The sequence below is a fragment of the Virgisporangium aurantiacum genome, assembly GCF_016863635.1.
Lineage (GTDB): Bacteria > Actinomycetota > Actinomycetes > Mycobacteriales > Micromonosporaceae > Virgisporangium > Virgisporangium aurantiacum.
The window spans coordinates 102,024-123,609 of the sequence record NZ_BOPG01000031.1; the positions used below are offsets into that span (position 1 = coordinate 102,024).

The window sequence follows — 21,586 nt, forward strand, 5'->3', positions numbered from 1 at the left end:
CGGGCGACGGTGGTGACATGACGCGAAACGTAGTGCTCTACGAGTTGATGTCCCTGGACGGCGTGGCGGAGGAACCGGGCGAAGGCAACTGGTTCGTCGACGCCGACGAACGTCTGATGGACAACCTCACCCAGGTCGTCGCCCGGCAGGACACCGTGCTGCTGGGCCGGCGGACCTACGAGAAGTGGGTCCCGTACTGGCCGACCGCCACGATGCAACCCTTCGCCGACTTCATCAACACCACCCCGAAGATCCTGTTCTCCGCCACCGCTCCGGGCGACGCCTGGTCCGCGACCACCCACGTGACCGCTCCCGCGGCCGGCTACGTCGCCGACCTGAAACGCCGTGCCGGCGGCGACATCGGCATCCACGGCAGCATCACCCTGGCGCGGTCGTTGCTCCGCGAGAACCTCGTCGACGAGCTACGCCTGGTCGTCGCGCCCAGCCTGGCCGGCCGCGGACGCCGCCTGTTCGACGACGACGGAGACCTGCGTCGCTTCAGCCTCGTCGACGCCGACCGCTCCGGCGGCTGTCTCCTGCTCCACTACTCCCGGAACTACGAGGCGTAGATCGAGTATTTCGCGGTCCAGCGGGTGGAGGTGCCGAACGACGCCGGCCACGTGCCGAACGGCCGCGGTTGGCTCCAGGCACCCTGGTTGGCACTGCCGGTGTCGTAGCTCAGGTTGTTGTCGCCGTTGGTGTTGTACATGAGCCAGTACGCCGTGTTCGGCGCCAGCGTCGCGGCGATCGGCATGCTGTTCCACGAGTTCGCGGTCAGCGTGCCGGACGCGCTCGACGCCACCAGCGTGCCCGGCGAGCCGTTCACGTCGGTGTAGATCGCCACCTGGTACTGGTTGGCGGCCTGCACCGTCCGGAGGTAGACGGAGATCCGGCTCACCGTGAGCGCCGTGGCGCCGTTGACGAACCGCGAGCCGTTCATGAAGTTCATGCCGCCGGTGTCCAGCGTGCCGCCCACCTGGTCGTAGCCGAACCGCGGGGCGCTCGGGTCGGTCGTGGTGAACGAGAACTGGTGGTTGGCCGCCAACGCGTTGCCCGCCGCATCGGTGACGCCCGTGCGGACGGTCACCGTGTACTGGGTCGACGCGGCCAGCGCCGCCGCCGGCGTGATCGTCGCCGCCTGGTTGGCCGCGTCGTAGCTGACCGTCCGGTTGACCAGCGTGCCGCCCGGACCGCGCAGTTCCAGGTTCGCCGGCGTGATGGTGCCCGCCGCCATGGCCTCGCTGAACCGGACGGTGACCGGCGCGGTCGGGGCCACCCCGGTGGCGCCGCCGGCCGGGGTCGTCGAACTCACCGTCGGCGCGGCGGTGTCCGCACCGGTCGTCGCGTAGATGGAGAACTTCGCCGTCCACCGGTTGGCGGCCCCGAAGGAGGAAGGCCAGGTGCCGAACGACGTCGTGGACGCGCTCCACGCGCCCTGGTTCGCCGTTCCGGCGTCGTAGCTCATGTTGTTGTCGCCGTTGGTGTTGTACATGAGCCAGTACGCCGTGTTCGGCGCCAGCGCCGCCGTGACCGGCCGGGTGTTCCACGAGTTGGCCGTCAGCGTGCCCGACGGACTGGTGGCCACGCGGGCACCGGGCGAGCCGTTCGCGTCGGCGTAGACGGCGAGCTGGTACTGGTTGTTCGGCGCCGCCTGCACGGCCTTCGCGTACACCGACATCGACGTGACCGTCGCCGGCTCGGACCCGGTGACGAACCGCGAGCCGTTCATGTGGTTCATGTCGCCGGTGTCCGTCGACGCGCCGACCTGGGTGTAGCCGATCCGTTGCGGCGCCGGGGTTGTCGTGTAGGTCGCGGTGTAGGTGGTCGCCGCGGTGGGCGCGGTGACGACGTGGGTCTGCGCCCCGCCGTCGGACCACGACGCGAACGTCGAGGAACCCTGCGGCGACGGCGCGGACACCGAGTTGGTCGAGCCCTGGATCACCGTGCGGGAGAACGGCGTGACGCCCGACGTCGAGCCGACGGCGAGCTGCAGTCCGGCCGGCACGGTGGCGAACGTCAGGTTGACGGTCTTCGGGTCCAGCCGGCGCGTCGCGGTGTGCGACAGGCCCTCCTGGTCGGTGGCCACGAGCTTGAGTTCCAGATACGACGGGTACTCGTGGTCGGGCGCCACGAACGACCCGGACGCCACGCCGGTCCAGGTGCGGATGTCATGCGCGTGGCAGTTGTCCGGCGTCGAGCAGTGGTGCATCACCAGGCCCCAGTCGAGCCGGGACGCGGGAAGCGTGCCCTGCTGCGGATCGGTGGCGTGGCCGGAGAAGGCGATCGTGTCGCCGACCTTCCACGTCGTGCCCGCCGCCGGCGTGTCGATCACCGCCGTCGGCGCGTCGTTCCCGGGCGTCACGGTCACCGTGCTGGTGTGGGTCGCGTTCAACGTGTCGGTGACCGTCAGCCGCGCGGTGTACGAGCCCGCCGCGGTGTAGGTGAACGTCGCCGTCGGCGACGTGGAGTCGGTCACCCCGTCGTCGGTGAAGTCCCAGGCGTAGCGCAGGCGACCCTCGTCAGCCGGATCCGGGTCGGTGGAACCGGTCCCGTTGAACGTCACCGTCAGCGGCGTCGGGCCCTGCGTGGGCGTCGCCTGGATGACCGCGCTCGGCGGCTGGTTGCCCGGGAAGTACCGGATCCGGCGGATCGTGCCGCCCAGATCGGCGTAGTAGAGCTCGCCGCCGGGGCCGACCTGGAGGTCGACCGGGCTGGCGGCGTCGGAGACGAACGTCTGCAGGTTCGCCGGATCGGGCAGGCCGCCCGGCGTGGACGGCAGCGACGCCCAGATGCACCGGCGCGAGTAGTCGGCGAAGAAGACCGCGCCGTTGTACGCGGCCGGATAGGGACCGCCGGCCGTCGGATAGAACGCCACGCCGGTCGACGACGAGCTACCGGTCGGGCAGGCCTCGCCCGCGACCAGCTTGCTGGCGTGGTTCCAGGCGACGAACGGCGCGGTGGTCGTCCCCGCCGGCGCGGTGTAGAGCGTCTCGCAGATCGGCAGGTTGGCGCTGTCGTATCCGGACTGCCGGGCGTTGCCCTCGTAACACGGCCAGCCGAAGTTGGTGACGCCCGCGATCGGGTTGACCACCCGGTTGACCTCTTCCCAGGTGTTCCACCCGGTGTCGGAGATCCAGGTCTCGTTGGTGCCCGGTCGCATCGTGATCCGGTACGGGTTGCGCAGGCCGTGCGCGACGATCCGGCGGGTGTCCGGGTCGGCGGAGCTCATGTTCGGGTTGCCGGCCGCCGCCGCGCCGGTGACCGGGTCGAGCCGCAGCAGCGCGCCGTCCAGCTGGGTCTCGTCGCCCGGCGTGCGGATGTCCTGCGACCGCAGCGCCCCGCCCTCGTTGGCCGGGTCGGCGCACGGGTTGGTCGGCGCCCCGGACGGCAGCTGGCCGTAGTCGACGACGTTGAAGCTCGCGCCGTCACCGGCGGCGACGTAGAGCATCCCGTCGGCGCCGAAGGCGATGTCACCGATGGAGTGGCTCGGGAACTGCTGGCACCAGTCGTGCAGCAGCACCTGCTCGGTTCCGTTGGCTGAAAGGCGGGAGAGCCTCCCGGTGACCACGCAGCGCCCGTCGTTCGCGTTGACGCACACGTCGTTCCACACCGGTGCGGTCTGCCCGGGCGGCGCGTCGTAGGTGTACAGCACGTAGACGTACGGGTCGGCCGGGAAGTTGGGCGGCAGCGCCATTCCGAGGAGACCCCGGTCCCACTGGTTGTGCACGTTTGCCGACAGGTCGGCGAACACCGTCGGGGTCGTGTCGGCGAGGTCGTCGAAGACCTTGATCCGGCCGCCCTTCTCGGCGACGAAGATGCGCCCGTCCGGCGCGAACTCCAGGTCGACCGGCGAACTGAGGCCGCTGAAGACGATCTGCTCCTGGAACCCGCTCGGCAACGCGACCGCGGACGCGGGGGACGGGCCGACGAACGTCGCTATTGCGATAACGGTTGCCAACACGACGAATCCACGCCGAAACACGGGCATTCCCCTCCCATTCGCGGGTCCCCGGTCGGAGTGACCCCCGAAAGTTGAGGAATGCTAACGGGATTCAGAATCCCCAAAGCGTCGGCTGTCCGACTCGACCGCTCGTCGACCGGTCGGACCTGCCCGTCGATCGGCGGCCGTGGCCGCCCGGATGCCTGGTGGCGCGCCGGATCCGAAGGTGCTTGCATGCCCCGGTGATGCTCACCGCGCTCGGCCGTCGGTGCGCCCGCTGGCGGTGGCCGGTGCTCGGTGCCTGGCTTGTCCTGGTCGTCGCCGGAATGGTCCTGGGAGGTCGGGTCTTCGACCGGCTGACCACCACCGACAGCCTGCGGCCCGACGCCGAGTCGCAGCGCGCGGACCGGCGGGTCGACCAGTTGCAGCCCGAGGGTCCGGTGGTCGTCGCCGTCGTCGGTGGCCGCGACGTGTTCGACCAGGCGCTGGTCGACGACATCACGGCCGTCACCGGCCAGCTCCGCGCGATGGACGGCGTCGCGGAGGTCGAGGACCTGTACAGCGCTCCGGGCGGGCGGGTCGGCGCCGACAACCGGAGTTCGCTGATCCGGGTCGAGCTGTCGCGAGACCTGACCGAGGAACGGCAAGAGCAGATAGCGGACGCGGTGGCAGCCGCGCTGCACCGCATCGACGCACCCGTCGTGCTGGTCGGCGGCGAGACGCTCGCAGAACGCGCGTTCGCCGACCAGGCCATCGCCGACGCGGCTCTCGGCGAGTCGGTCGCGATCGTCGTCCTCCTGGTCGTACTCGTGCTGATTCTCGGCGGCTTCGTCGCCGGCGCGATCCCGTTGGTCGCCGCGCTGGCCACCGTGTCGGTGACGCTGCTCGGCCTGTTCGGACTGACCACGCTCACCGACGTCAGCGAGTTCACCGTCAACGTGGTCACGCTGCTCGGCATCGGGCTCGCCGTCGACTACGCGCTGCTGGTCATCGCCCGGTTCCGCGAGGAGCGCGACGCCGATCCGGAAGCCCCGGTCGCGGACCTCGTCGCCCGCACCACCGCGACCGCCGGCCGCACCGTCCTCATCGCCGGACTCGCCGTCGCCACGGCGATGGCCGGCCTGTCCGCGTTCGCCGAACCCCTGCTCGGCGCGATGGCGCGCGGCGGCGCCGTCGCGGTGCTGCTGGCCACCCTGGCGGGCCTGACCGCCGTCCCCGCCCTCATCGCCGTGGCCCACCGCCGCATCCCCGCCGCCGGCGATTCGACCCGCGTGCACGCGTTCCGCCGCACGGTCGTTGCCGCGCTACGTGGCCGCGGCGCCGCGCCGGGTGGCCGTGCGTCTGCGGCCGCGCCGCGTGGCCGCGCGTCTTCGGCCGCGTTGCCTGAACGCGGCGCGGGTCTGCTCGTGCGGTTGGCCGCGTTCGCACAGGGTCGGCCGGGGCCGGTCGCGCTCGCCGTCGCGGCCGGCCTGCTCGCGCTGTCGTTGCCGTTCGTGTTCGGGGTCAACCTGGAGAACTCCGACGCCCGCGCACTGCCCGCCTCGGCCGAGGCCCGCAAGGTGCAGGAGACGGTCCACCGTGACTTCAGCGGCGGCCGGGCCGACCCGATCGTCGTGGTGGTCGACGCCGACCCGGCCGGCGCCCAGGTCCGCGACTTCCTGAACGCGCTCAACGCGCTGGACGGCGTCCTGCGGATGCAGCCGCGCCCCGACATCGTCGCGCCGGCGGCCATCATCGACGTCACGCCGGAGGGCGAGACCGCCGGCAAAACCTCGCGTGACGTCGTGCGCGCGATCCGGGCGCTGGACCCGCCGTTCCCGGTGCTCGTCGGCGGCGCCGCCGCGGAACTGGTCGACTACCGCGACTCGGTGGCCGGCCGGTTCCCCGTCGCGCTGCTGGTCATTCTGCTGTCCACGACCGTGTTGCTGTTCGTGCTGACCGGATCGCTGGTGCTGCCCCTCAAGGCGCTGCTGATGAACGCGCTCACCCTGCTCGCCACGCTCGGCGTCCTGGTCGTCGTATTCCAGTGGGGAGTCGGCGACGCGGTGTTCGGCTTCGAGTCGTGGGGCGCGATCGACGTCACCACACCGGTTCTGCTGTTCGTTTTCGTGTTCGGGCTCTCGATGGACTATGAAGTGTTCCTGCTCGCCCGGATCAAGGAAGAGTCAGGCCCCGGGGTGGACAGCGACCACGCCGTCCGCGCCGGCATCGAGAAGTCCGGGCCGGTGGTCACCGCCGCCGCGTTGTGTATCGGCGTGGTATTCCTGGGTTTCCTGCTCGGCGACCTGATCGCGGTCAAGGAGATCGGGTTCGCGATGGCGGTCGCGCTGCTGCTCGACGTCACGGTCGTCCGCGGCCTGCTGCTGCCGGCGCTGATGAGCCTGCTCGGCGAGTGGAACTGGTGGGCGCCGGCGCCACTGCGCCGGCTGCACGAGCACTGGTTCGTATCGCGTCCGGAGCCGTCGGGCGCGCGGATCCCGGCCGCCCGCACGCCGGCCAGGTACCGCGCACTCCGTTAGGCGCGAGCGGACCCAACGTCGCCGATCTTGCAGTTGTGCTCGCCGAAAAACGGGCGAATTCCGGCGAAAGGGCGGGCACAACTGCAAGATCGACTCGTTGGGACGGTTGCGACAGCCACCACGTGAACAACCGCATTGTCGCGGTGACATCAAGCTGTTCCACACGTTGTTGTGGTCCGCCGGTGGCGACGCGTGGGTGCGGTCAGCGTCCGCGTTGTTTCAGCGCCTGGAGGCGGCGCATCCGCTCGAGCAACGGCCCGGGGATGCCGAGATCGAAATGATCGGCCTTCAACATGATGATTTTCAACTGGCGGTCGGTCAGCAACGAATCGAGGGCCGAATGGATCTCGGCGAGGAATCGTTCCTCGCCGAGCCGGTGGATCGATCCGGGGCGGATCTCCACCGACCAGCGCAGCATTCCGACCGTGGTCACCTGAATGACACCGCCGGCGGACCTGCCCTCACCCCGGAGCCGGTCGAGCTGTTCCTCGTAGCGGACCCGGCGGGGATCGGTGCTCGGCCGCCCCGCGCGCTCCGCCTCCTCGGCGGACATCGCGTAGGACCGGCGGTACGCCTCCGTGCGGCCGCGCTTGAAGCCGATGAACGTGTTGACGCCGAGGCGGGCGAGCTGCTGGCCGAGCCGATACTCGTCGTACCGCGGGAAGGCACCGGGCAGGAACTCGACGTCGACCCGGACGGCGTTGTTGATTGTCGCCCGGATGTTTCCGTCGGGCGAGGTGACCGTGATGACCATTCTGTCGAGAAGTTCGCCGTAGTCCTCCACCCGACACCTCCAATGACCGTGGTCACTGTATCGAGCGGTACCCGACGGGGCGGCGTTTCTTGCTGTCGTGTGTTACACAGCTTACGTGCGTCCTATTCGGCGTCTCGTCGTGTTCGCCGCTGTCGGCGCCTGTACCGCGCTGATTCCGGGGACGGCGCAGGGGGCGCCCGGCGGGCCGGAAATCTTCGCCGGTACCGGCGCGGCGGGCAGTTCCGGCGACGGCGGCCCGGCCCGGGAGGCGACGTTCGCCGAGCCGCCCGGTGTGGCCGTCGGCCGCGACGGCACCGTGTACGTCAGCGATGCCACGGCGCGCAACGTGCGCGCCATCGGTCGCGACGGCCGGATCCGTACCGTCGCGGGTGCCCCGCAACTGCCCGCGCCGTCGCCGTCGGCCGTGCCCACCGGTCCGGTGCCGGCAACCGAGGCGGCCCTGGGCCGGCCGTACAGCCTCGCCGTGGGTCCCGACGGGACGCTCTACATCGCCGACGTCGCACTGCTGCGCGTCTTCGCGGTCACACCGGACGGTCGGCTGTCGGTGTTCGCGGGCACGGGGGTCAACGGCGACACCGGCGACGGCGGGCCGGCGACCCGGGCCGGGATCGGCCCGCCCCGCGCCGTCGCGGCGGGTCCCGACGGAACCGTCTACATCGCCGATCAACTGCACGGCCGGGTCCGTGCGGTGCGGCCGGACGGAATGATCTCCACCGTCGCCGGCAGCGGGAAAGCGGCCCAGGACGCCGCGGGCGGCAGCGCGCTCGAGGTCGCCCTGCCGGTGATGGAAAGCCTCGCGGTCGACGCGGCGGGAACGCTCTGGATCACCGACGCCGGTACGGTGCGCCGGCTGGCGAACGGAACGCTGTCGACCGTCGTCTACTCGGGCCCGGTGGGGGATCACCGGTGGAAGACCGCCACGACGCCGCAATGGCCGCCGCCGGAGACCCCGCTGCGGTCGGTGTACGGGGTCGCGACCGACGGCGGGACGGTGTATCTGCTCGGTGACCACGGCCTCCAACGGATGGACGCCGACGGCACGCTGACCCTGCCGGTGCCGGCCCGCGACTCGGTCGACCAGATCGCCGTCGGCGCGTCGGGCGAGGTCTACGTCGCCGACCGCCGCCTGCGTCAGGTCTACCTCATGCGGGTGGAACCCCTGACCGACGGCGACGACAACGGTTCGCCGTGGTGGTTGTGGTGGGTGGTGGCGGCGGGCGCGGTGGTTCTGGTCGTCGGCGTCGCGGTGGTCGTCGCCGCGCAGCGCCGGCGGGCGCACCGGGTCCGATGAAAGGACCACAGGACGAGGGGACGGGGAGACGATGGCCGGAGACGTGACCGGTGGCGAGCTGTACCACCTCTGGCGGGTGTCGGAGGTGCACCTGCCCCGGATCGCCGACATCTACTACGACGCGAACCGGCTCGTCGCCGGCGCCGCGGCCGGCAGTGAGGGCGGGTTCGGGCTCAACGCACCGGCCTACCCCGGGTCGAGCGTGATGGTCAGCGCGATCGGTGCCGCGTGGGCGCAGTTGCGGGACGAGCTCCAGGAGATGTACGCCCAGATCGGCGGGACCGTGCTGGAGGCGGCGGCCGGTGTGCGGCTGGGGACGCAGGCGATCATCGCCGCCGACACCGACGGCTCGGACGAGCTGGCGAAGTTCCTCAACGACCCGGCTCTGCACAAGCCCAACCCGGAGTCCAGTCCACCCGTCGGGGACGACGCCCCCGGCACGCCGATCCTGCCCCGTTGACGCGGTCGGCCCGACACGGAGGGAACCGTCCACATGGGACAGGTCGAGACACCGGCGGAAGTGGCCGGGGCGGCATACACGGGCACGCTCATGTCCCAGGCGCACAAGCTCAAAGCCGAGCTGATCAGGCAGACGATCGAGGATCTGGAGTCCTGGCGGAACGCCCTGGAGAAGGAGTGGACGGCGGCCCACCCCGACCTGGCCGGCAAGCCCGGGGTGATCGTCCACGACGGCTTCTACCAGGAGCCCAGCCAGGTGGGCGGGGCACCGACCCTCACGCGGATCCCCGAAGCGGAGATGGAGGGCTACCGCAACCAGATCCGCAACGAGTACTACGAGTGGGTCGTGCCCGCCTTCGAGCAGTTCAGGGAGCCGGATCCCGACGCCCTCAACCCGATGATCGACAACATGCGCCAGATCGAGAGCTGGTTCGGTGGCAGCCAGGACGAGGCACGACCCGGCAGCGGCTCCACCCAACGCAGCGCGATCGCCCGGATCGATTCGGTGCGCGGTGACATGGAGGAATGGAAGGGAACCTTCCAGATCAACTTCCTCGACAACTTCGTCAACCCGCTGCAGACCGTCTCGCACAACATGAGCGGGGTCGCCAAGGGCACCCACGACGGACTCGAGCTGGCGAAGTCCGTCTATGTCAGGCAGCGTCTCGAGGTCCTCAAACTCCTGGACACGTCGATCAAGGCGGTGCAGGCCCTCAACAACGCCCGGGATCCCGAGGCGCACACCTGGGCGACCCTCATCGGCATCTCCGTCGGCACGATCCTGACCGCCGCCAGCGGACCCGTCATGTGGATCGGCATCGCCCTGATCGTCACCAGCACGATCTCCCAGGGCTTCACCCCGGATCCGGCCGCGCAGTTCGAGGTGAGCGCACCGACGGCCCAGGAGGTCGCCCTGAAGGTCTCCCAGGCGCTGGGCCGGATCAGCTCGAAGACCGCCGGGGACGAGCACAAGGTCCAGACGATGTTCCACCAGATGTGGGGCGAGCTGTCGACGTCACGGTCGGCGTCGATGTCGAGCAACACCGAAGGCCCGTACGTGGTGCCGCGACCCGACATCAGCACCGCCAAGGCCGGGGACTTCAACGACAACACCCTGGCGCCGGACCGGTAGGAGGCCGATGCGGCCGCGTGGCACGATGCGGTCATGGGGGACGTCGATACGGGGCCGACACGATCCACCGCCGGGCGGGTGACCGGGCGGATCGCGACGGGCGTGATCGTCCTGACCGTCGTGGTGGGGTGGCTCGCGATCTGGAATCCGTGGCACCTGGTGGTCGTCGAGCGCGTCCTGTTCCTTCCGGCGGTGGGGTTGACGGCGAGCGCCGTGTTCGGCTGCGCGGTCGCCGCGGTGGGGCGTTGGTCAGGTCATCAGGTCGGCAGGCGGGTGGTGGGTGGGTTCACGGTCGCCCTCAGCGCGGTCCAGCTCTGGGTCACGGCGTCGCCGGAGTGGCCGGCGGCGCGCCACCGGGAGCTGGCCCGCTCGCCCGACGGGGAACGCGCGGTCGTGGTGCACGTGGCCGACAGCGGGGCGCGGTGCATGTTCGCCTGGACCGGCCGCGGTCCGGGCGCGCGGGTGGCCGGCGGGCTCGGCCGGCCGGGCGGCAACCCGGTGGTGACGTTCGACGGTCGTGACCTGGTCGTGGTGGTGGCCGACCGTCCACCGTCGCCGTACCCGAGGCACGACCGCGAGCGGTTCGAGCTGCGGTTGGATCCGGCCACCGGACGCCCCCTCGACACGCTTCCCGAACGCTGCTGACGTGTTCACCGCCGACGATCCGCCGCTGCACCGCGCCGCCCACGCCGGCGACGTCGACGAGGTCCGCCGCCTGCTCGACGCCGGCGCGGCGGTCGACGCCTGGAACGCGTGGGGGGAGACGGCACTGGGCGCCGCGGCGGACAGCGGGTCGGCGGCGACCGTGGCGTTGCTGCTGTCGGCCGGTGCCGATCCGGCGCGGAGCCGGGACCGGCGGGGACGGGTGGCGCTGCATCACGCGGCGACGGCCGATGTCGCCCGGCTGCTGCTCGACACGCCGACCGGTCGGGCTGTGGTCGACTCGGGCGGCCGGGGTGGCCTGACGCCGTTGCACCTGCTCGTGCCGCGCGACCGGGTCGGTGCCGTGGCGGTGCTGCTGGAGCACGGCGCGGACCCGCACCTGCCCGGCCGAACGGGCAGCACCGCGCTGCACCTCGCCACGTCCGCGGAGATGGTCCGCACGCTGGTGGCCGCCGGCGCGTCCCCGAACATCCGCGACGGCGACGGGCGCACGCCGTTGTTCACCGCACGGGGCGTCGGGGCCGTTCGTGAGCTGCTCGCCGCCGGCGCCGACCCGCACCTGACCGACCGGGCGAACCGTACGCCGCTGCACGCCGCGTCCCGGCCCGACGTGATCGGGACGCTGATCGCGGCCGGCATCCCGGTCGACGCGACCGACCGGCGGGGGTGGACGCCGCTGGCCGAGCGCACGCACTTCCTGTCCGAGCCGTACCAGGACCACGACGAGGCCGTCCGGGTCGTCGAGGTGCTGATCGCCGCGGGCGCCGACGTGGCGCACCGCGACGTCGACGGGACCGCGCCGATCCACCGACTGCGGCGCCCGCCGAGCGTGCTGCGCGACAACGAGCAGAGGCTCGCCCTCCGCGCCCGGATGCGCGAGGTCGCCGAGAACGCGTTGCCGCCCGACGCACTCCGCGTCAGTGGAACGGACGGGCCGCAGTTCGCCTGCGCCCGGCACCCCCACCGCGCCGAAGCGGTGACCGCCACGAGCGGAGGCGTTCTCGTCCGCTGGTCCCACGACACGGCAGAACCGACCGCGACCGACCGGCCCTACTTCGTCGCGCTCGACGCCTCGCCCGACGGCACCCTCCTCGCCCTCGGCGCCGGCGAGAACCAGCCGCCGGAACTGCGTCGCTGGGACCGCCTCGACGACCTCGTCGCCGTGTTCGACGGCATCCCCGCCTCCGACTCGGTCGCGTTCTCGCCCGACGGCCGGCTGCTCGCCGTCGGCTGGTGGTCACCCGGCGGCGGCGACGGGCTGGCCGTCGTCGACGTCACCGGGCGGCGGATCGTGGCCGAGACCGGCGGCTACCACGGCGTCGAGCGGGTCGGCTTCGCGCCGGACGGCACCCTCGTCGTCGCCTGGATCGTCGACGACGACGTCAGCGTCCTCGACACCCTGCGCGCCGACCTGACCGAGATCGACACGTTCGGGTCCCTCGACCACCGCGTCCACACGATGGACTTCGCCGCCGGCGGCCGGCTCGTCGTGTCCGGACCGACGTCGTTCACCTCGCTCCCGCACACCCGCGAACCCGAGCGGGTCACCCTCCTGGACCGGGAGACCCGCACGCCCGTGTGGTCGGTCGGCGTCGACGCCCGCGCCGGCCGGTCGCCGCGACACCCGGCCACCCCGCGCGGCGCCCACTTCGTCGACGGCGGCCGCCTGATCGCGGTCGGCCGCCGCGACGGCCTGGTCCACCTGGATCCGGCCACCGGAACCGTCAGACAGTAGGCCGGTCGGTGGTGAAGTGGACGTCGCGGAACCGGCCGCGCCACGCGGTGACCTCGTCCGCGACCGCCTCCGGGGCGCCGGTGAGGGCGCGGGCCACGAACCCCGCGAGCACGGGCATGTCGGTGGCGGTCATGCCGAGGCGGGCGAGTTCCGGGGTGCCCAGGCGCAGCCCGTTGAGGTCGCCGGCAACGGGCGCGACGGGCAGGCCGATGCCGCACGCGAGGAGGTTGGCGCGGCGCAGTCGCGCGGCCGCGGTCTGCCCACCGCCGTAGCGGGCGGCTTCGACGGCGAACTGGTGCGACCGGGTCGCGGACCCGCCGGGCCGGTACACCGGGACGCCGGCGGCGGTGAGGTGGTCGGCGAGGGCGGCGGCGGTCCGGACCATGGCGTCGGCGTACGCCTTGCCGGCCACGGTCCAGTCGAGCATCGTCTGCGCCAGGGCGGCGGTCTTGCCGGCGTCGAAGTTCGCCGTCAGCCCGGGGTAGGCGATCGCCTCGATCCGCTGCGCGAGGTCGGCGTCGTTGGCCAGGAGCAGGCCGCCGGGCGGGCCGCCGAGGCTCTTGTAGGTGCTCATCGACATCAGGTGCGCACCCTGGTCGAGCGGGTTGGGCCAGGCGCCGCCGGCGATGAGGCCGCACAGGTGCGCGGCGTCGAAGAGGACCTTCGCGCCGACGGAGTCGGCGATCTCGCGGACCGCCGGGACCGGATGGGGGTTGAGGTTGAGGCTGCCGCCGACGGTGATCAGTGTCGGGCGGACGGTGCGCGCGAGGTCGGCCAGCGCGTCGACGTCGATGGTGTGGCGGTCCGCGTCGACCGGGGCGGCGACCGTCGTGAGCCGGTACAGGCCCGCGGCGCCGGCGGCCTGGTGCGTGACGTGCCCGCCGATCGTCGGCGGTGGGGCGATGATCGTGTCACCGGGCTCGCAGCAGGCCATGAACGCGTACAGGTTGGCCAGGGCACCGGAGCCGACACGCACCTCGGCGAAGTCGGCGTGGAACACCCGCGCCGCCAGTTCGGCCGCGATGACCTCGATCTGTTCGACGGCCTCCAGCCCGGTCTCGTACTTCTCGCCCGGATACCCCAGGGAGGCCCGCGACCCGAGCCGGGCGGCGAGCATCTCCTCCGCCCGCGGGTTCATCCGGTTCGTGGCCGGGTTGAGGTTGACGCACCGCTCGTCGTGAATGCGTTGGTTCTCGTCGATGAGATCGGCCAGCCACCGCGCGGTGCCGGCCGGATCGCGCCCGTTCAGGCCGCGCAGGGTCGAGGTGACGCGCTGAGCGGCCGGTTCCGGCAGCCACGGACGCGGGACGAGGGAGGAGCTCACGAGGTGACCCTAGGAGCGGCGCCGCCGTCGCGTCTTCGGAGCACTGACCGGACTTCGCCCCGGTCGTCTCCTACATTTGTCGGATGGAGGGCGGCGATCTCGGGCGTGAACTGGACGACCTGGCGGCCGCGCTGGGCCGCTCGGTGAGCCTGGACGCGCCCGACGGCACCCTGCTCGGGTACAGCACCCAGGGAACCGACGTCGACCCCGTCCGGGTCCAGGCCATCCTGTCCCGCCGCGTCCCGGATGCCGTGCTGGCCTACCAGCGCGCCCACGGCGTCGACACCGCCACCGGGCCGCTGCGGCTGCCGGCGAACCCCGATCTCGGCATGACGGCCCGCACCTGCCTGCCCGTCCGCACCGGCCGCCACGTCGCGGCCTACCTGTGGATCCTCGACGACGGCGCACCGCTCGACGGCGCGGGCGTGGACGCGCTGCGGTCGTGCGGCACCCGCATCGCCGCCCTGCTCCGCCCGGACCGGGCACCGGGAATCGACCGGCTGCTGGCCGAGCTGTTCACCGACTGGCCCCGGCCGGACCTGGTGGCGGAGCTCGGGCAGCGCGCGCCACGGGTCCGGTCGGAGACCCTGCGGTTCGCCGTCGTGGCGTCCACCGCGATCCGGGACGGCCGGCGGTCTCCCGCCCCGGACGACCCGCCGCCCCCAGTGGCCGCGAACCCGGCGATCCTCGGCACCGCCACCGCCAACGGCCGCCGCCTCGTCCTGCTGGCCCACACCGGCGCGGTCACCGAAGCGGTCCGCCCGGACGCGTCCGATGTCCACGTCATCGGGTACAGCGAACCGTTCCGGGCCGATCCCGCCGACGCGGCCCGCGTGCCGACCGCCGCGGCCCGGGCCATCGTCGCGGCGGACTGCGCCGCCACCGATCCCGCGTTGCCGGCCGCGATCGGGTGGGAGAACCTCGGCATCCACCGCCGGCTCCTGCTCACCACCGACGCCGACAGCTGGCCCGACCCGCTGCCCGTCGACGCACCGATGCTCCGCCACACCCTCGAGGTCTACCTCGACAACGCCGGCGACGCGGCCCGCACGATCGCCGCGCTCAACATCCACCGCACGACGTTCTACTACCGCCTCGACCGCCTCACCCGCGTCCACGGGATCCGGCTCGCCGACGGCCTGGCCCGCACCGACCACCATTTGGCGCTCAAGACCCACCGCCTCGCCCGGGCCCGCGACACCTACGGCTGGACCACGCGGTTCCTCACCCGCCTCCGGTGACGTCCGGCAGCGCGGCGACGCGGCGCAGTGCGACGTCCAGCCGGTCGAGATCCTCGTCGGTGTGGGCCGCGGTGGCGCACAGGCGCAGGCGCGACTGGCCCGCCGGCACCGCCGGATGCGGCACCGCCGAGACGTAGATGCCGTCGTCGAGCAGGTGCCGAGCCCACGCGTAGGTGCGCAACGTGTCGCCGAGGATGACCGGCACGATCGGCGTCTCGGTGCCACCGTGGGACAGCCCGAGGTTCTCGACGATGCGGCGCAGCCGGTCGGTGTTCTTCCACATGCCTTCGAGGTGCTCCGGCTCGTCCCGGATGGTTCTGACCGTCTCCCGGATCGCCGCGGTGTTGGCCGGTGTCAGGGCCGAGGAGAACATGTACGGGGCCGACCCGTGCTGGAGATAGTTGACGAGGCCGCGTGATCCGGCCACGAACCCGCCGCCCGACGGGAACGCCTTGCCGAGGGACCCGGTGACGATGTCGACCGCGGCGGGGTCCACTCCGGTGTGCCGGGCCGTCCCGCCGCCGTCGGCGCCGAGCACGCCGATCGCGTGCGACTCGTCGAGCAACAGGAACGCGCCGTGCCGGTCCTTGACCGCGACGAGGTCGGCGAGCGGCGCGATGTCGCCGTCCATGGAGTAGACGCCGTCGACCGCCACCAGGACGCGGGTTCCGCCGGTGGCGTGCCGGGCGAGCAACGCGTCGAGGTGCTCGACGTCGTTGTGCCGGAACCGCACGGTCCGCGCCCCGGAAAGCCGGCAGCCGTCGAGGATGCTGCGATACGCCCTGGCGTCGACGATCGCGACGTCGTGCCGCCCGATGAGGGCCGAGATCGCCGCGAGGTTCGCGTCGTAGCCGCTGGCGTACAGCGCGGCGGCCGCCGTGCCCACGTGGGCGGCCAGCTCCCGCTCGGTCTCCAGGTGCAGTTCGAGCGTGCCGGTCAGCAGGCGGGCGCCGCCGGCACTGGTGCCCCATCGCCGGGCCGCCTCGGCGGCCGCCGCGACGATCCGCGGATGCCCGTTCAGGCCGAGGTAGCCGTAGGTGGAGAACAGGAGCAGGTCGCCGCCGCCGAACGCGGTGTGCGCCGTGGCCGCGGCGGTCAGCGGTAGCCCGAAGCTGTAGAGGTTGGCGTCCCGGCACTGGTCGATGCGGGCCGTCCACTGCCGCGCCGCCTCGATGTCGAGCAGCCCGCCGGGGCGGATGTCGTCGGTGTAACGGCTTCCGGCCGGGTACGACCGGTCGGGGTCGGAGGCGAACGCGCGGATCTCGTCGGTGCGCAGCAAGGCGATGGGTCCTCGGTCGGTGCGGGGGAGTGGGACGGCGACGACGATAGGTCGGTTTCGCACCCTTCGACAGGGTGAGTCCCGTCTCCTGAGCGTGGAGCGCGCCCAGATCGGCCCGGTCGGACGGCCGGCACCGCCGATCGGACGACACCGGCATGATGACCGCGTGACGTTGACCTACGGGGACCTGCTCGACCGCCTGATCCAGCTCGGGATCGCGCCGCCCGACCGCCGCACCGACCCGGACCTCGCCGGGTTTCTGGACGACGAGGTCGAGGAGGTCGACGGCACGACGTTCGCCGAACTCGGCGTCGCCGTGTTCGTGGAGGGCGTCGACGGCGACGTGGGCCGGGCCTACCTGGACGTGATCGAAGCGGCGGCGGCCCTGAGCAACGGCGTGGTCACCGACGTGGTCTTCGACCGCGAGGCCGACGACGACCAGCTGTCGTTCCGGGTCGACGGCCGCCCCGTCACGTGGTGGCTGGACGCGCACGGTCCGGGGGACTGGATCTACAGCTGGTCGGCCATCTGGGGCCAGCTCCACCTGCTGGCGCCGGGCGGCGACGACCCGCGGAAGTTCTACGACATCGAGGCGGCCGACTCCGCCGACGGCACCGCGTACCTCCTGCTGACCCCGGAACAGGCGGACGCGTTACGGGCCGAGTTCGCCCTCGACGTCGACTCCGTCCCCCCGGACTGACCCGTGCTCATCGGGCGTGACGCATCGCCCAGTCGAGGGCGAAGTCGGCGATCTCCTCCCAGCCCTTCTGGGCCGGTAGCAGGTGCGCGTAGCCGTCGTACTCGACGTGTTCGGTCACGGTGTTCGACCGGTAGTGCTTGACGTTGGAGCGTTGCACGGCCGGGGGCATGATGTGGTCCTCGCTGCCGGAGATGAACAGGAGCGGCGCCCGGTCGTCGTTGCGGTAGTCGACCCAGGTGTCCTGGTGACCGGGCTTGAAGTTCGCCAGGACGCTGCCCCACAGGATGCCGCCGTTGGCCGGGATGTGGTACCGGTGGTACAGCGCCTCCGCTTCGGCGTCGCTGAACGTGTTGGTGAAGGCGTACTTCCACTCCTCCAGGGTCAGGCCGATCGCCTTGTGCCGGTTCGCCGGCGACCGCAGCACCGGCAGCGTGGACTTCACCTGTGAGAACGGCACCACGTGCACGCCCTCGGTCGGTGCCGAGTTGAGCGCCACGGCGGAGGCACCGAAGCCGTGGTCGAGCAGGATCTGGGTGAACGCGCCGCCGGCGGAGTGACCCATGATGATCGGCGGTGCCGCCAGTTCCCGGACAACCGCTTCGAGGTTCTCGATGATGGCGGGGACGGTGAGCGCGTTGACGATGTCGGGGTTCGCGTTGAGCGCCTCGACCTCCACCTCGAAGCCGGGATAGCCGGGCGCGAGGACACGGAAGCCCTTGCGCTCGTAGTGGGTGATCCAGTGCTCCCAGCTCCGGGGCGTGACCCAGAAGCCGTGAACCAGGACGATCGTGTCGGGCGCGCTTGTCATGTCAGCCTCCGTAGGTGTTGAGGAACGTCAGCAGGTCGTCGCCGAGTCGCTGCTTGTGGGTGTCGGTGATGCCGTGCGGCGCGCCCGGGTAGACGATCAGCTCCGCGCCCTTGACCAGCGCGGCCGACGCCTTGCCACCGACCTCGAACGGCACCACCTGGTCGTCGTCGCCGTGGATCACGAGCGTCGGCACGTCGAACGTGGCGAGGTCGGCGCGGAAGTCGGTGGCCGAGAACGCCGCGATCGACTCGTAGGCGTTGCGGTGCCCGGCCGCCATCGACTGCAGCCAGAACGCGTCCCGGATGCCCGGCGAGACGTTCGCGCCGGGCCGGTTGTTGCCGAAGAACGGCCCGTCGGCGAGGTCCTTGTACAGCTGCGACCGGTCCGCGCGGGAGCCGGCGCGGATGCCGTCGAACACCTCGACCGGCACGCCGCCCGGGTTGTCGTCGCGGCGCACCATCAGCGGCGGCACCGCCGACACGAGCACCGCCTGCGCGACCCGGCCGGTGCCGTGGCGGCCGATGTAACGGGTGATCTCGCCGCCGCCGGTGGAGAACCCGACCAGCGTCACGTCGCGCAGGTCGAGGTGCTCGATCAGGGCGGCGAGGTCGTCCGCGTACGTGTCCATCTCGTTGCCGGCCCAGGTCTGCGTCGACCGGCCGTGGCCTCGCCGGTCGTGCGCGATGACCCGGTAGCCGTTGGCGGCCAGGAACAGCGCCTGCGCCTCCCAACTGTCGGAGTTCAGCGGCCAGCCGTGGCTGAGCACGACCGGACGGCCGGTGCCCCAGTCCTTGAAGAAGATGTCGGTGCCGTCGGTGGTGGTCACAAAGGGCATTGCGGGTCCTCTCTGAAGGTCGGCTCAGCTCGCCCGCAGGCGTCGGCGCCGGGAACGTTACGGCGACGGTGGCGGCCCGCTCGTGCGTCAAATGACTGCAGTTGCGGCGACCTACAGGTCGTGCTCGGCGGCCATGCGCTGCAGTTCCGCGCGCGAGGTGATGCCGAGCTTGGGGAACATCCGGTACAGGTGACTGCCGACGGTCCGGTGCGAGATGAACAGTCCCTTGGCGATGTCGCGGTTGGTCAGCCCCTGCGCGACCATGGCGGCGATCTGGATCTCCTGCGGCGACAACGTGTCCCATACGTCGGCCACCGGTGCGGCGCTGCGCTCCCCGGCGGCCCGCAGCTCCGTCCGGGCGCGTTCGGCGAGGGGCCGGGCGCCGAGGTTGTCGAACCCGTCCCGCGCCTTGCGCAGAAGGTCGCGGGACTCGCGGACCCGCCGGCGCCGGCGCAGCGACATGCCGTACGTGAAGAGCAGCCGGTGCCGTTCGTAGGGCCACATCGCCAGATCGAGCGACAGCGCCGCGGCGAAGGCGGACTCCGCCTCGTCGTCGGGGGCCAGCACCGCCCGCGCGATGGTGAGGTTCATGCGTCCCGTGGGCGAGGTCGTCCCGCGCACCTCCGCGGGCAGCCGGTCGATGAGCGAGCGCGCGGCGGCGACCTCGCCGCAGGCCGCGGCGGCCTCGGCCAGGCTCGCCAGCGACCACAGGGCGTGCACCGGGTGATAGGCGCCGTCGGCCGGATCGTGCAACTGCGCGAGCGAGGCGAACGCCAACTCGTGGTGGCCCTGCCCCGACGCGATCGCCGCCCGGGCCAGCAGCACCACGGCGCCGACCGTGGCGAACCGGCGCGGGTTCATGCGATCGGCGCGGCCCACCAGGTCCTCGGCGGACGCGAACTCACCACGGAAGGCCGCCACGGTCGCGTGCGCCACGAGCGATGAAGCCTCCCAGAACGGCTGCCGGGTCTCCATGCACAGCCGGGTGCTCTCCTCCGCCGCGGCCACGGCGTGGGACCAGTACCCGCGGCGCATGGCCGACCAGGCGAGCAGCGACAGCGTCCGGCCGAGCGTGTGCAGGTGACCCACGGACCGGAGCCGCTCGGCCGCCTCGGTGAGCAGAACCTCGGAGACGTCGAACGCGCCGGCGCACGCCGCCGCGTGCGCCAGCCGGTAGGTGGTGGTCGCGTCGCGGGCGGCCGCGGGGACCCGGGCGATCAACGCGCGCACGGGCCCGTCGCTGTCGAAGGGCGACCCGTAGGCGAGCAGTTGGGCCCGCGTCGGGACGTCCGCGACGGCCAACCGGTCGGCGGCGGCGATGACCTGCCGGCCCACCGGCCGACCGGGCGCGAGGTTCCAGCACCGCAGGGCCGACGCGCGGAGAAAGTCGGTGGCCAGCGTGTCGTCGCCGATCGCGGTGGCCCTCCCGGCGAGGTCGACGAGCGCGTCGATGCGTGGCTCGCCGCCCCGGTCCCCGTCGGCCAGTTCGTTCAGCCACTCGTCCCGCAGGCCGTCGTGGTCGCTCTCCCCGAGGTCGCGGTGCCGCCGCCGGAGCCGCTCGCCGTTCTCCGGCTGCCCGACCGCGTACGCCAGCACGGCGGCCCGGTAGGTCCGGTCCGCGTCGCTCCGACCGTCGACCGACAGCTGGGCCGCCCGCTCCAGGGCCCGCACCGCGTTCGCCGGGGCGCCGCGCCTGATCGCCTGCTCCGCGTTCCGTTCGAGGTCGGCCGCCAGCGCCGCGTCCGGTTGCAGCGCGGCCGCGGCCAGGTGCCACACCGCGCGTTCCGGCCGGTTGACCAGCACCCGGGCCAGGGCGGCGTGGCACGCCCGTTGCCGGTCCGGCCCGAGACGCTGGAGGATCGCCGACCGGATGAGCGGGTGCCGGAAGCGGACGGCGGTGCCGTCGACCGTGATCAACCCGGCCGAGACCGCCGGGTCCAGAGCCGGCGGGAAACCCTCGCCCGACAGCAGCGCGGCCGCGGCGACGATCTCGGCGACGTCGTCGGCGTCGCTGATCGCCGCGACCTCCAGGATCTGCTTCGTCGCGGCGTCGAACTCGCCGATGCGGGCCAGGAACGACTGCTCCAGGCGGGCGGTCAGCGGAAGAGCGTCCGGGCCCGGGCCGGCATGGGCGTCGACCGCCCGGGGCAGTTCCAGCAGCGCGAGCGGGTTGCCGCGCGCGGCGTCGAGCACCCTCGACCTGGCGCGCGCGTCGAGCGTGCCGGCGACGCCGTCGAGCAGGACGGCCGCGGCCTCCGCGTCGAGCGGGCCGATGCTCATGAAGGGCACCGTCGACCGCCGCAGCGTCTCCGCCTCCGTCTCGCGGTGCGTGGCGAGCACCACGATGGGATCGGCGGCGACCCGGCGCGCGACGAAGGCCAACGCCTGCTGGCTGGCCGGGTCCATCCACTGCGCGTCGTCGGCGAGCAGCAGCACCGGCCGCTGGGCCGCGACCTCCGTCAGCAGCTCCAGCGCGGCCATCGCCACGGTGGACAGGTCGGGCGACGCACCGGACGTACGACCGAACGCGACGTCGAGGGCGAGCCGGTAGTGCGGGGTCAGCCGGTTGCGGTGGCCGAGGATCGGCCACAGCACCTGGTGCAACGCGGAGTACGGCAGGCCGAACTCGGTGACGGAACCGGCGGTCCGCAGCACCCGGAACTTGTCGCCGGCGGCCGTGGCGGCCCACTCCAGCAGCGCCGACTTGCCGACACCCGGCGCGCCGCGGATGATCAGCGCGGCACCGCCCTCGGCGACGGCGTCGAGCCGCCTGCCGATCGCGGCCTGCTCGCGCGCGCGTCCGATGAGAAAATGCACGCTGGGCTCCGACTCGTCGCTCCGGGCCAGAACCACGGTGTCCGGTCGGTCGCTCACGATCATGCTCC

General features: G+C 72.4%; 16 protein-coding genes. 9 read left to right on the forward strand and 7 right to left on the reverse strand.

Annotated elements, in window-relative coordinates:
* Positions 1 to 17: 17 nt before the first annotated feature.
* Entirely contained in the window at positions 18 to 569 is a 552-nt protein-coding gene (locus Vau01_RS24520) for a dihydrofolate reductase family protein (protein WP_203996732.1), read from the forward strand.
* On the opposite strand, the gene Vau01_RS24525 is transcribed toward Vau01_RS24520, so the two are convergent.
* Positions 557 to 3,961: a PQQ-dependent sugar dehydrogenase gene (locus Vau01_RS24525; RefSeq protein WP_239151815.1), complete on the reverse strand. Its 3,405-nt coding sequence runs from the start codon at positions 3,959 to 3,961 to the stop codon at positions 557 to 559. The genes Vau01_RS24520 and Vau01_RS24525 overlap by 13 nt on opposite strands.
* 224 nt (positions 3,962 to 4,185) lie before the next feature.
* Here Vau01_RS24525 and Vau01_RS24530 point away from each other — a divergent pair, with 224 nt between their 5' ends.
* A complete protein-coding gene (locus tag Vau01_RS24530; RefSeq protein ID WP_203996843.1) occupies positions 4,186 to 6,459 on the forward strand; it encodes an MMPL family transporter in 2,274 nt (757 codons plus the stop codon).
* 202 nt (positions 6,460 to 6,661) lie between these two features.
* Here the strand turns inward: Vau01_RS24530 and Vau01_RS24535 are convergent, their stop codons facing one another.
* A complete protein-coding gene (locus Vau01_RS24535) occupies positions 6,662 to 7,243 on the reverse strand; it encodes a hypothetical protein (protein WP_203996734.1) in 582 nt (193 codons plus the stop codon).
* A gap of 85 nt (positions 7,244 to 7,328) precedes the next feature.
* Here Vau01_RS24535 and Vau01_RS24540 point away from each other — a divergent pair, with 85 nt between their 5' ends.
* The 5 genes from Vau01_RS24540 to Vau01_RS24560 are packed head-to-tail and all read left to right on the forward strand — an operon-like array spanning position 7,329 to position 12,514.
* A complete protein-coding gene (locus tag Vau01_RS24540) occupies positions 7,329 to 8,525 on the forward strand; it encodes an NHL domain-containing protein (protein WP_203996735.1) in 1,197 nt (398 codons plus the stop codon).
* A gap of 31 nt (positions 8,526 to 8,556) precedes the next feature.
* On the forward strand, positions 8,557 to 8,985 hold the full coding sequence (locus tag Vau01_RS24545) for a hypothetical protein (protein ID WP_203996736.1): 429 nt from the start codon (positions 8,557 to 8,559) through the stop codon (positions 8,983 to 8,985).
* Positions 8,986 to 9,018: 33 nt separating this feature from the next.
* Positions 9,019 to 10,116, forward strand: coding sequence for a hypothetical protein (locus Vau01_RS24550; RefSeq protein WP_203996738.1), 1,098 nt, complete (start codon positions 9,019 to 9,021; stop codon positions 10,114 to 10,116).
* Positions 10,117 to 10,149: 33 nt separating this feature from the next.
* Positions 10,150 to 10,761, forward strand: a complete 612-nt coding sequence (locus Vau01_RS24555; protein ID WP_203996740.1) for a hypothetical protein — start codon at positions 10,150 to 10,152, stop codon at positions 10,759 to 10,761.
* 1 nt (position 10,762) lies between these two features.
* Positions 10,763 to 12,514, forward strand: a complete 1,752-nt coding sequence (locus tag Vau01_RS24560) for an ankyrin repeat domain-containing protein (RefSeq protein WP_203996742.1) — start codon at positions 10,763 to 10,765, stop codon at positions 12,512 to 12,514.
* Here the strand turns inward: Vau01_RS24560 and glyA are convergent.
* Positions 12,504 to 13,838, reverse strand: coding sequence for a serine hydroxymethyltransferase (gene glyA / locus Vau01_RS24565; protein WP_203996744.1), 1,335 nt, complete (start codon positions 13,836 to 13,838; stop codon positions 12,504 to 12,506). The two genes, Vau01_RS24560 and glyA, sit on opposite strands and share 11 nt — an antisense overlap.
* An 83-nt stretch (positions 13,839 to 13,921) precedes the next feature.
* On the opposite strand from glyA, the gene Vau01_RS24570 reads away from it, so the two are divergent.
* Positions 13,922 to 15,079 (forward strand): helix-turn-helix domain-containing protein, encoded by a 1,158-nt coding sequence (locus Vau01_RS24570; RefSeq protein ID WP_203996745.1) that lies wholly within the window; start codon positions 13,922 to 13,924, stop codon positions 15,077 to 15,079.
* Here the strand turns inward: Vau01_RS24570 and Vau01_RS24575 are convergent.
* Positions 15,063 to 16,421: an aminotransferase class I/II-fold pyridoxal phosphate-dependent enzyme gene (locus Vau01_RS24575; protein WP_203996746.1), complete on the reverse strand. Its 1,359-nt coding sequence runs from the start codon at positions 16,419 to 16,421 to the stop codon at positions 15,063 to 15,065. The two genes, Vau01_RS24570 and Vau01_RS24575, sit on opposite strands and share 17 nt — an antisense overlap.
* A gap of 103 nt (positions 16,422 to 16,524) precedes the next feature.
* On the opposite strand from Vau01_RS24575, the gene Vau01_RS24580 reads away from it, so the two are divergent.
* Entirely contained in the window at positions 16,525 to 17,058 is a 534-nt protein-coding gene (locus tag Vau01_RS24580) for a hypothetical protein (protein WP_203996748.1), read from the forward strand.
* Positions 17,059 to 17,065: 7 nt separating this feature from the next.
* Here the strand turns inward: Vau01_RS24580 and Vau01_RS24585 are convergent, their stop codons facing one another.
* The 3 genes from Vau01_RS24585 to Vau01_RS24595 all read right to left on the reverse strand — a co-directional run bounded on the left by Vau01_RS24585 (position 17,066) and on the right by Vau01_RS24595 (position 21,575).
* On the reverse strand, positions 17,066 to 17,866 hold the full coding sequence (locus Vau01_RS24585) for an alpha/beta hydrolase (RefSeq protein WP_203996750.1): 801 nt from the start codon (positions 17,864 to 17,866) through the stop codon (positions 17,066 to 17,068).
* Between the two features lies 1 nt (position 17,867).
* On the reverse strand, positions 17,868 to 18,701 hold the full coding sequence (locus Vau01_RS24590) for an alpha/beta fold hydrolase (protein ID WP_203996752.1): 834 nt from the start codon (positions 18,699 to 18,701) through the stop codon (positions 17,868 to 17,870).
* A 111-nt stretch (positions 18,702 to 18,812) separates the two neighbouring features.
* On the reverse strand, positions 18,813 to 21,575 hold the full coding sequence (locus Vau01_RS24595; protein ID WP_203996754.1) for a helix-turn-helix transcriptional regulator: 2,763 nt from the start codon (positions 21,573 to 21,575) through the stop codon (positions 18,813 to 18,815).
* Between the last annotated feature and the right edge of the window lie 11 nt (positions 21,576 to 21,586).

Bases quoted from the DNA above. Each gene is read 5' to 3' on its own strand.
- Vau01_RS24555 (WP_203996740.1), top strand. From the start codon at position 10,150: ATGGGGGACGTCGATACGGGGCCGACACGATCCACCGCCGGGCGGGTG.
- Vau01_RS24550 (WP_203996738.1), top strand. From the start codon at position 9,019: ATGGGACAGGTCGAGACACCGGCGGAAGTGGCCGGGGCGGCATACACG.
- Vau01_RS24585 (WP_203996750.1), bottom strand. From the start codon at position 17,866: ATGACAAGCGCGCCCGACACGATCGTCCTGGTTCACGGCTTCTGGGTC.
- Vau01_RS24570 (WP_203996745.1), top strand. From the start codon at position 13,922: ATGGAGGGCGGCGATCTCGGGCGTGAACTGGACGACCTGGCGGCCGCG.
- Vau01_RS24520 (WP_203996732.1), top strand. From the start codon at position 18: ATGACGCGAAACGTAGTGCTCTACGAGTTGATGTCCCTGGACGGCGTG.
- Vau01_RS24530 (WP_203996843.1), top strand. From the start codon at position 4,186: ATGCTCACCGCGCTCGGCCGTCGGTGCGCCCGCTGGCGGTGGCCGGTG.
- Vau01_RS24590 (WP_203996752.1), bottom strand. From the start codon at position 18,701: ATGCCCTTTGTGACCACCACCGACGGCACCGACATCTTCTTCAAGGAC.
- Vau01_RS24545 (WP_203996736.1), top strand. From the start codon at position 8,557: ATGGCCGGAGACGTGACCGGTGGCGAGCTGTACCACCTCTGGCGGGTG.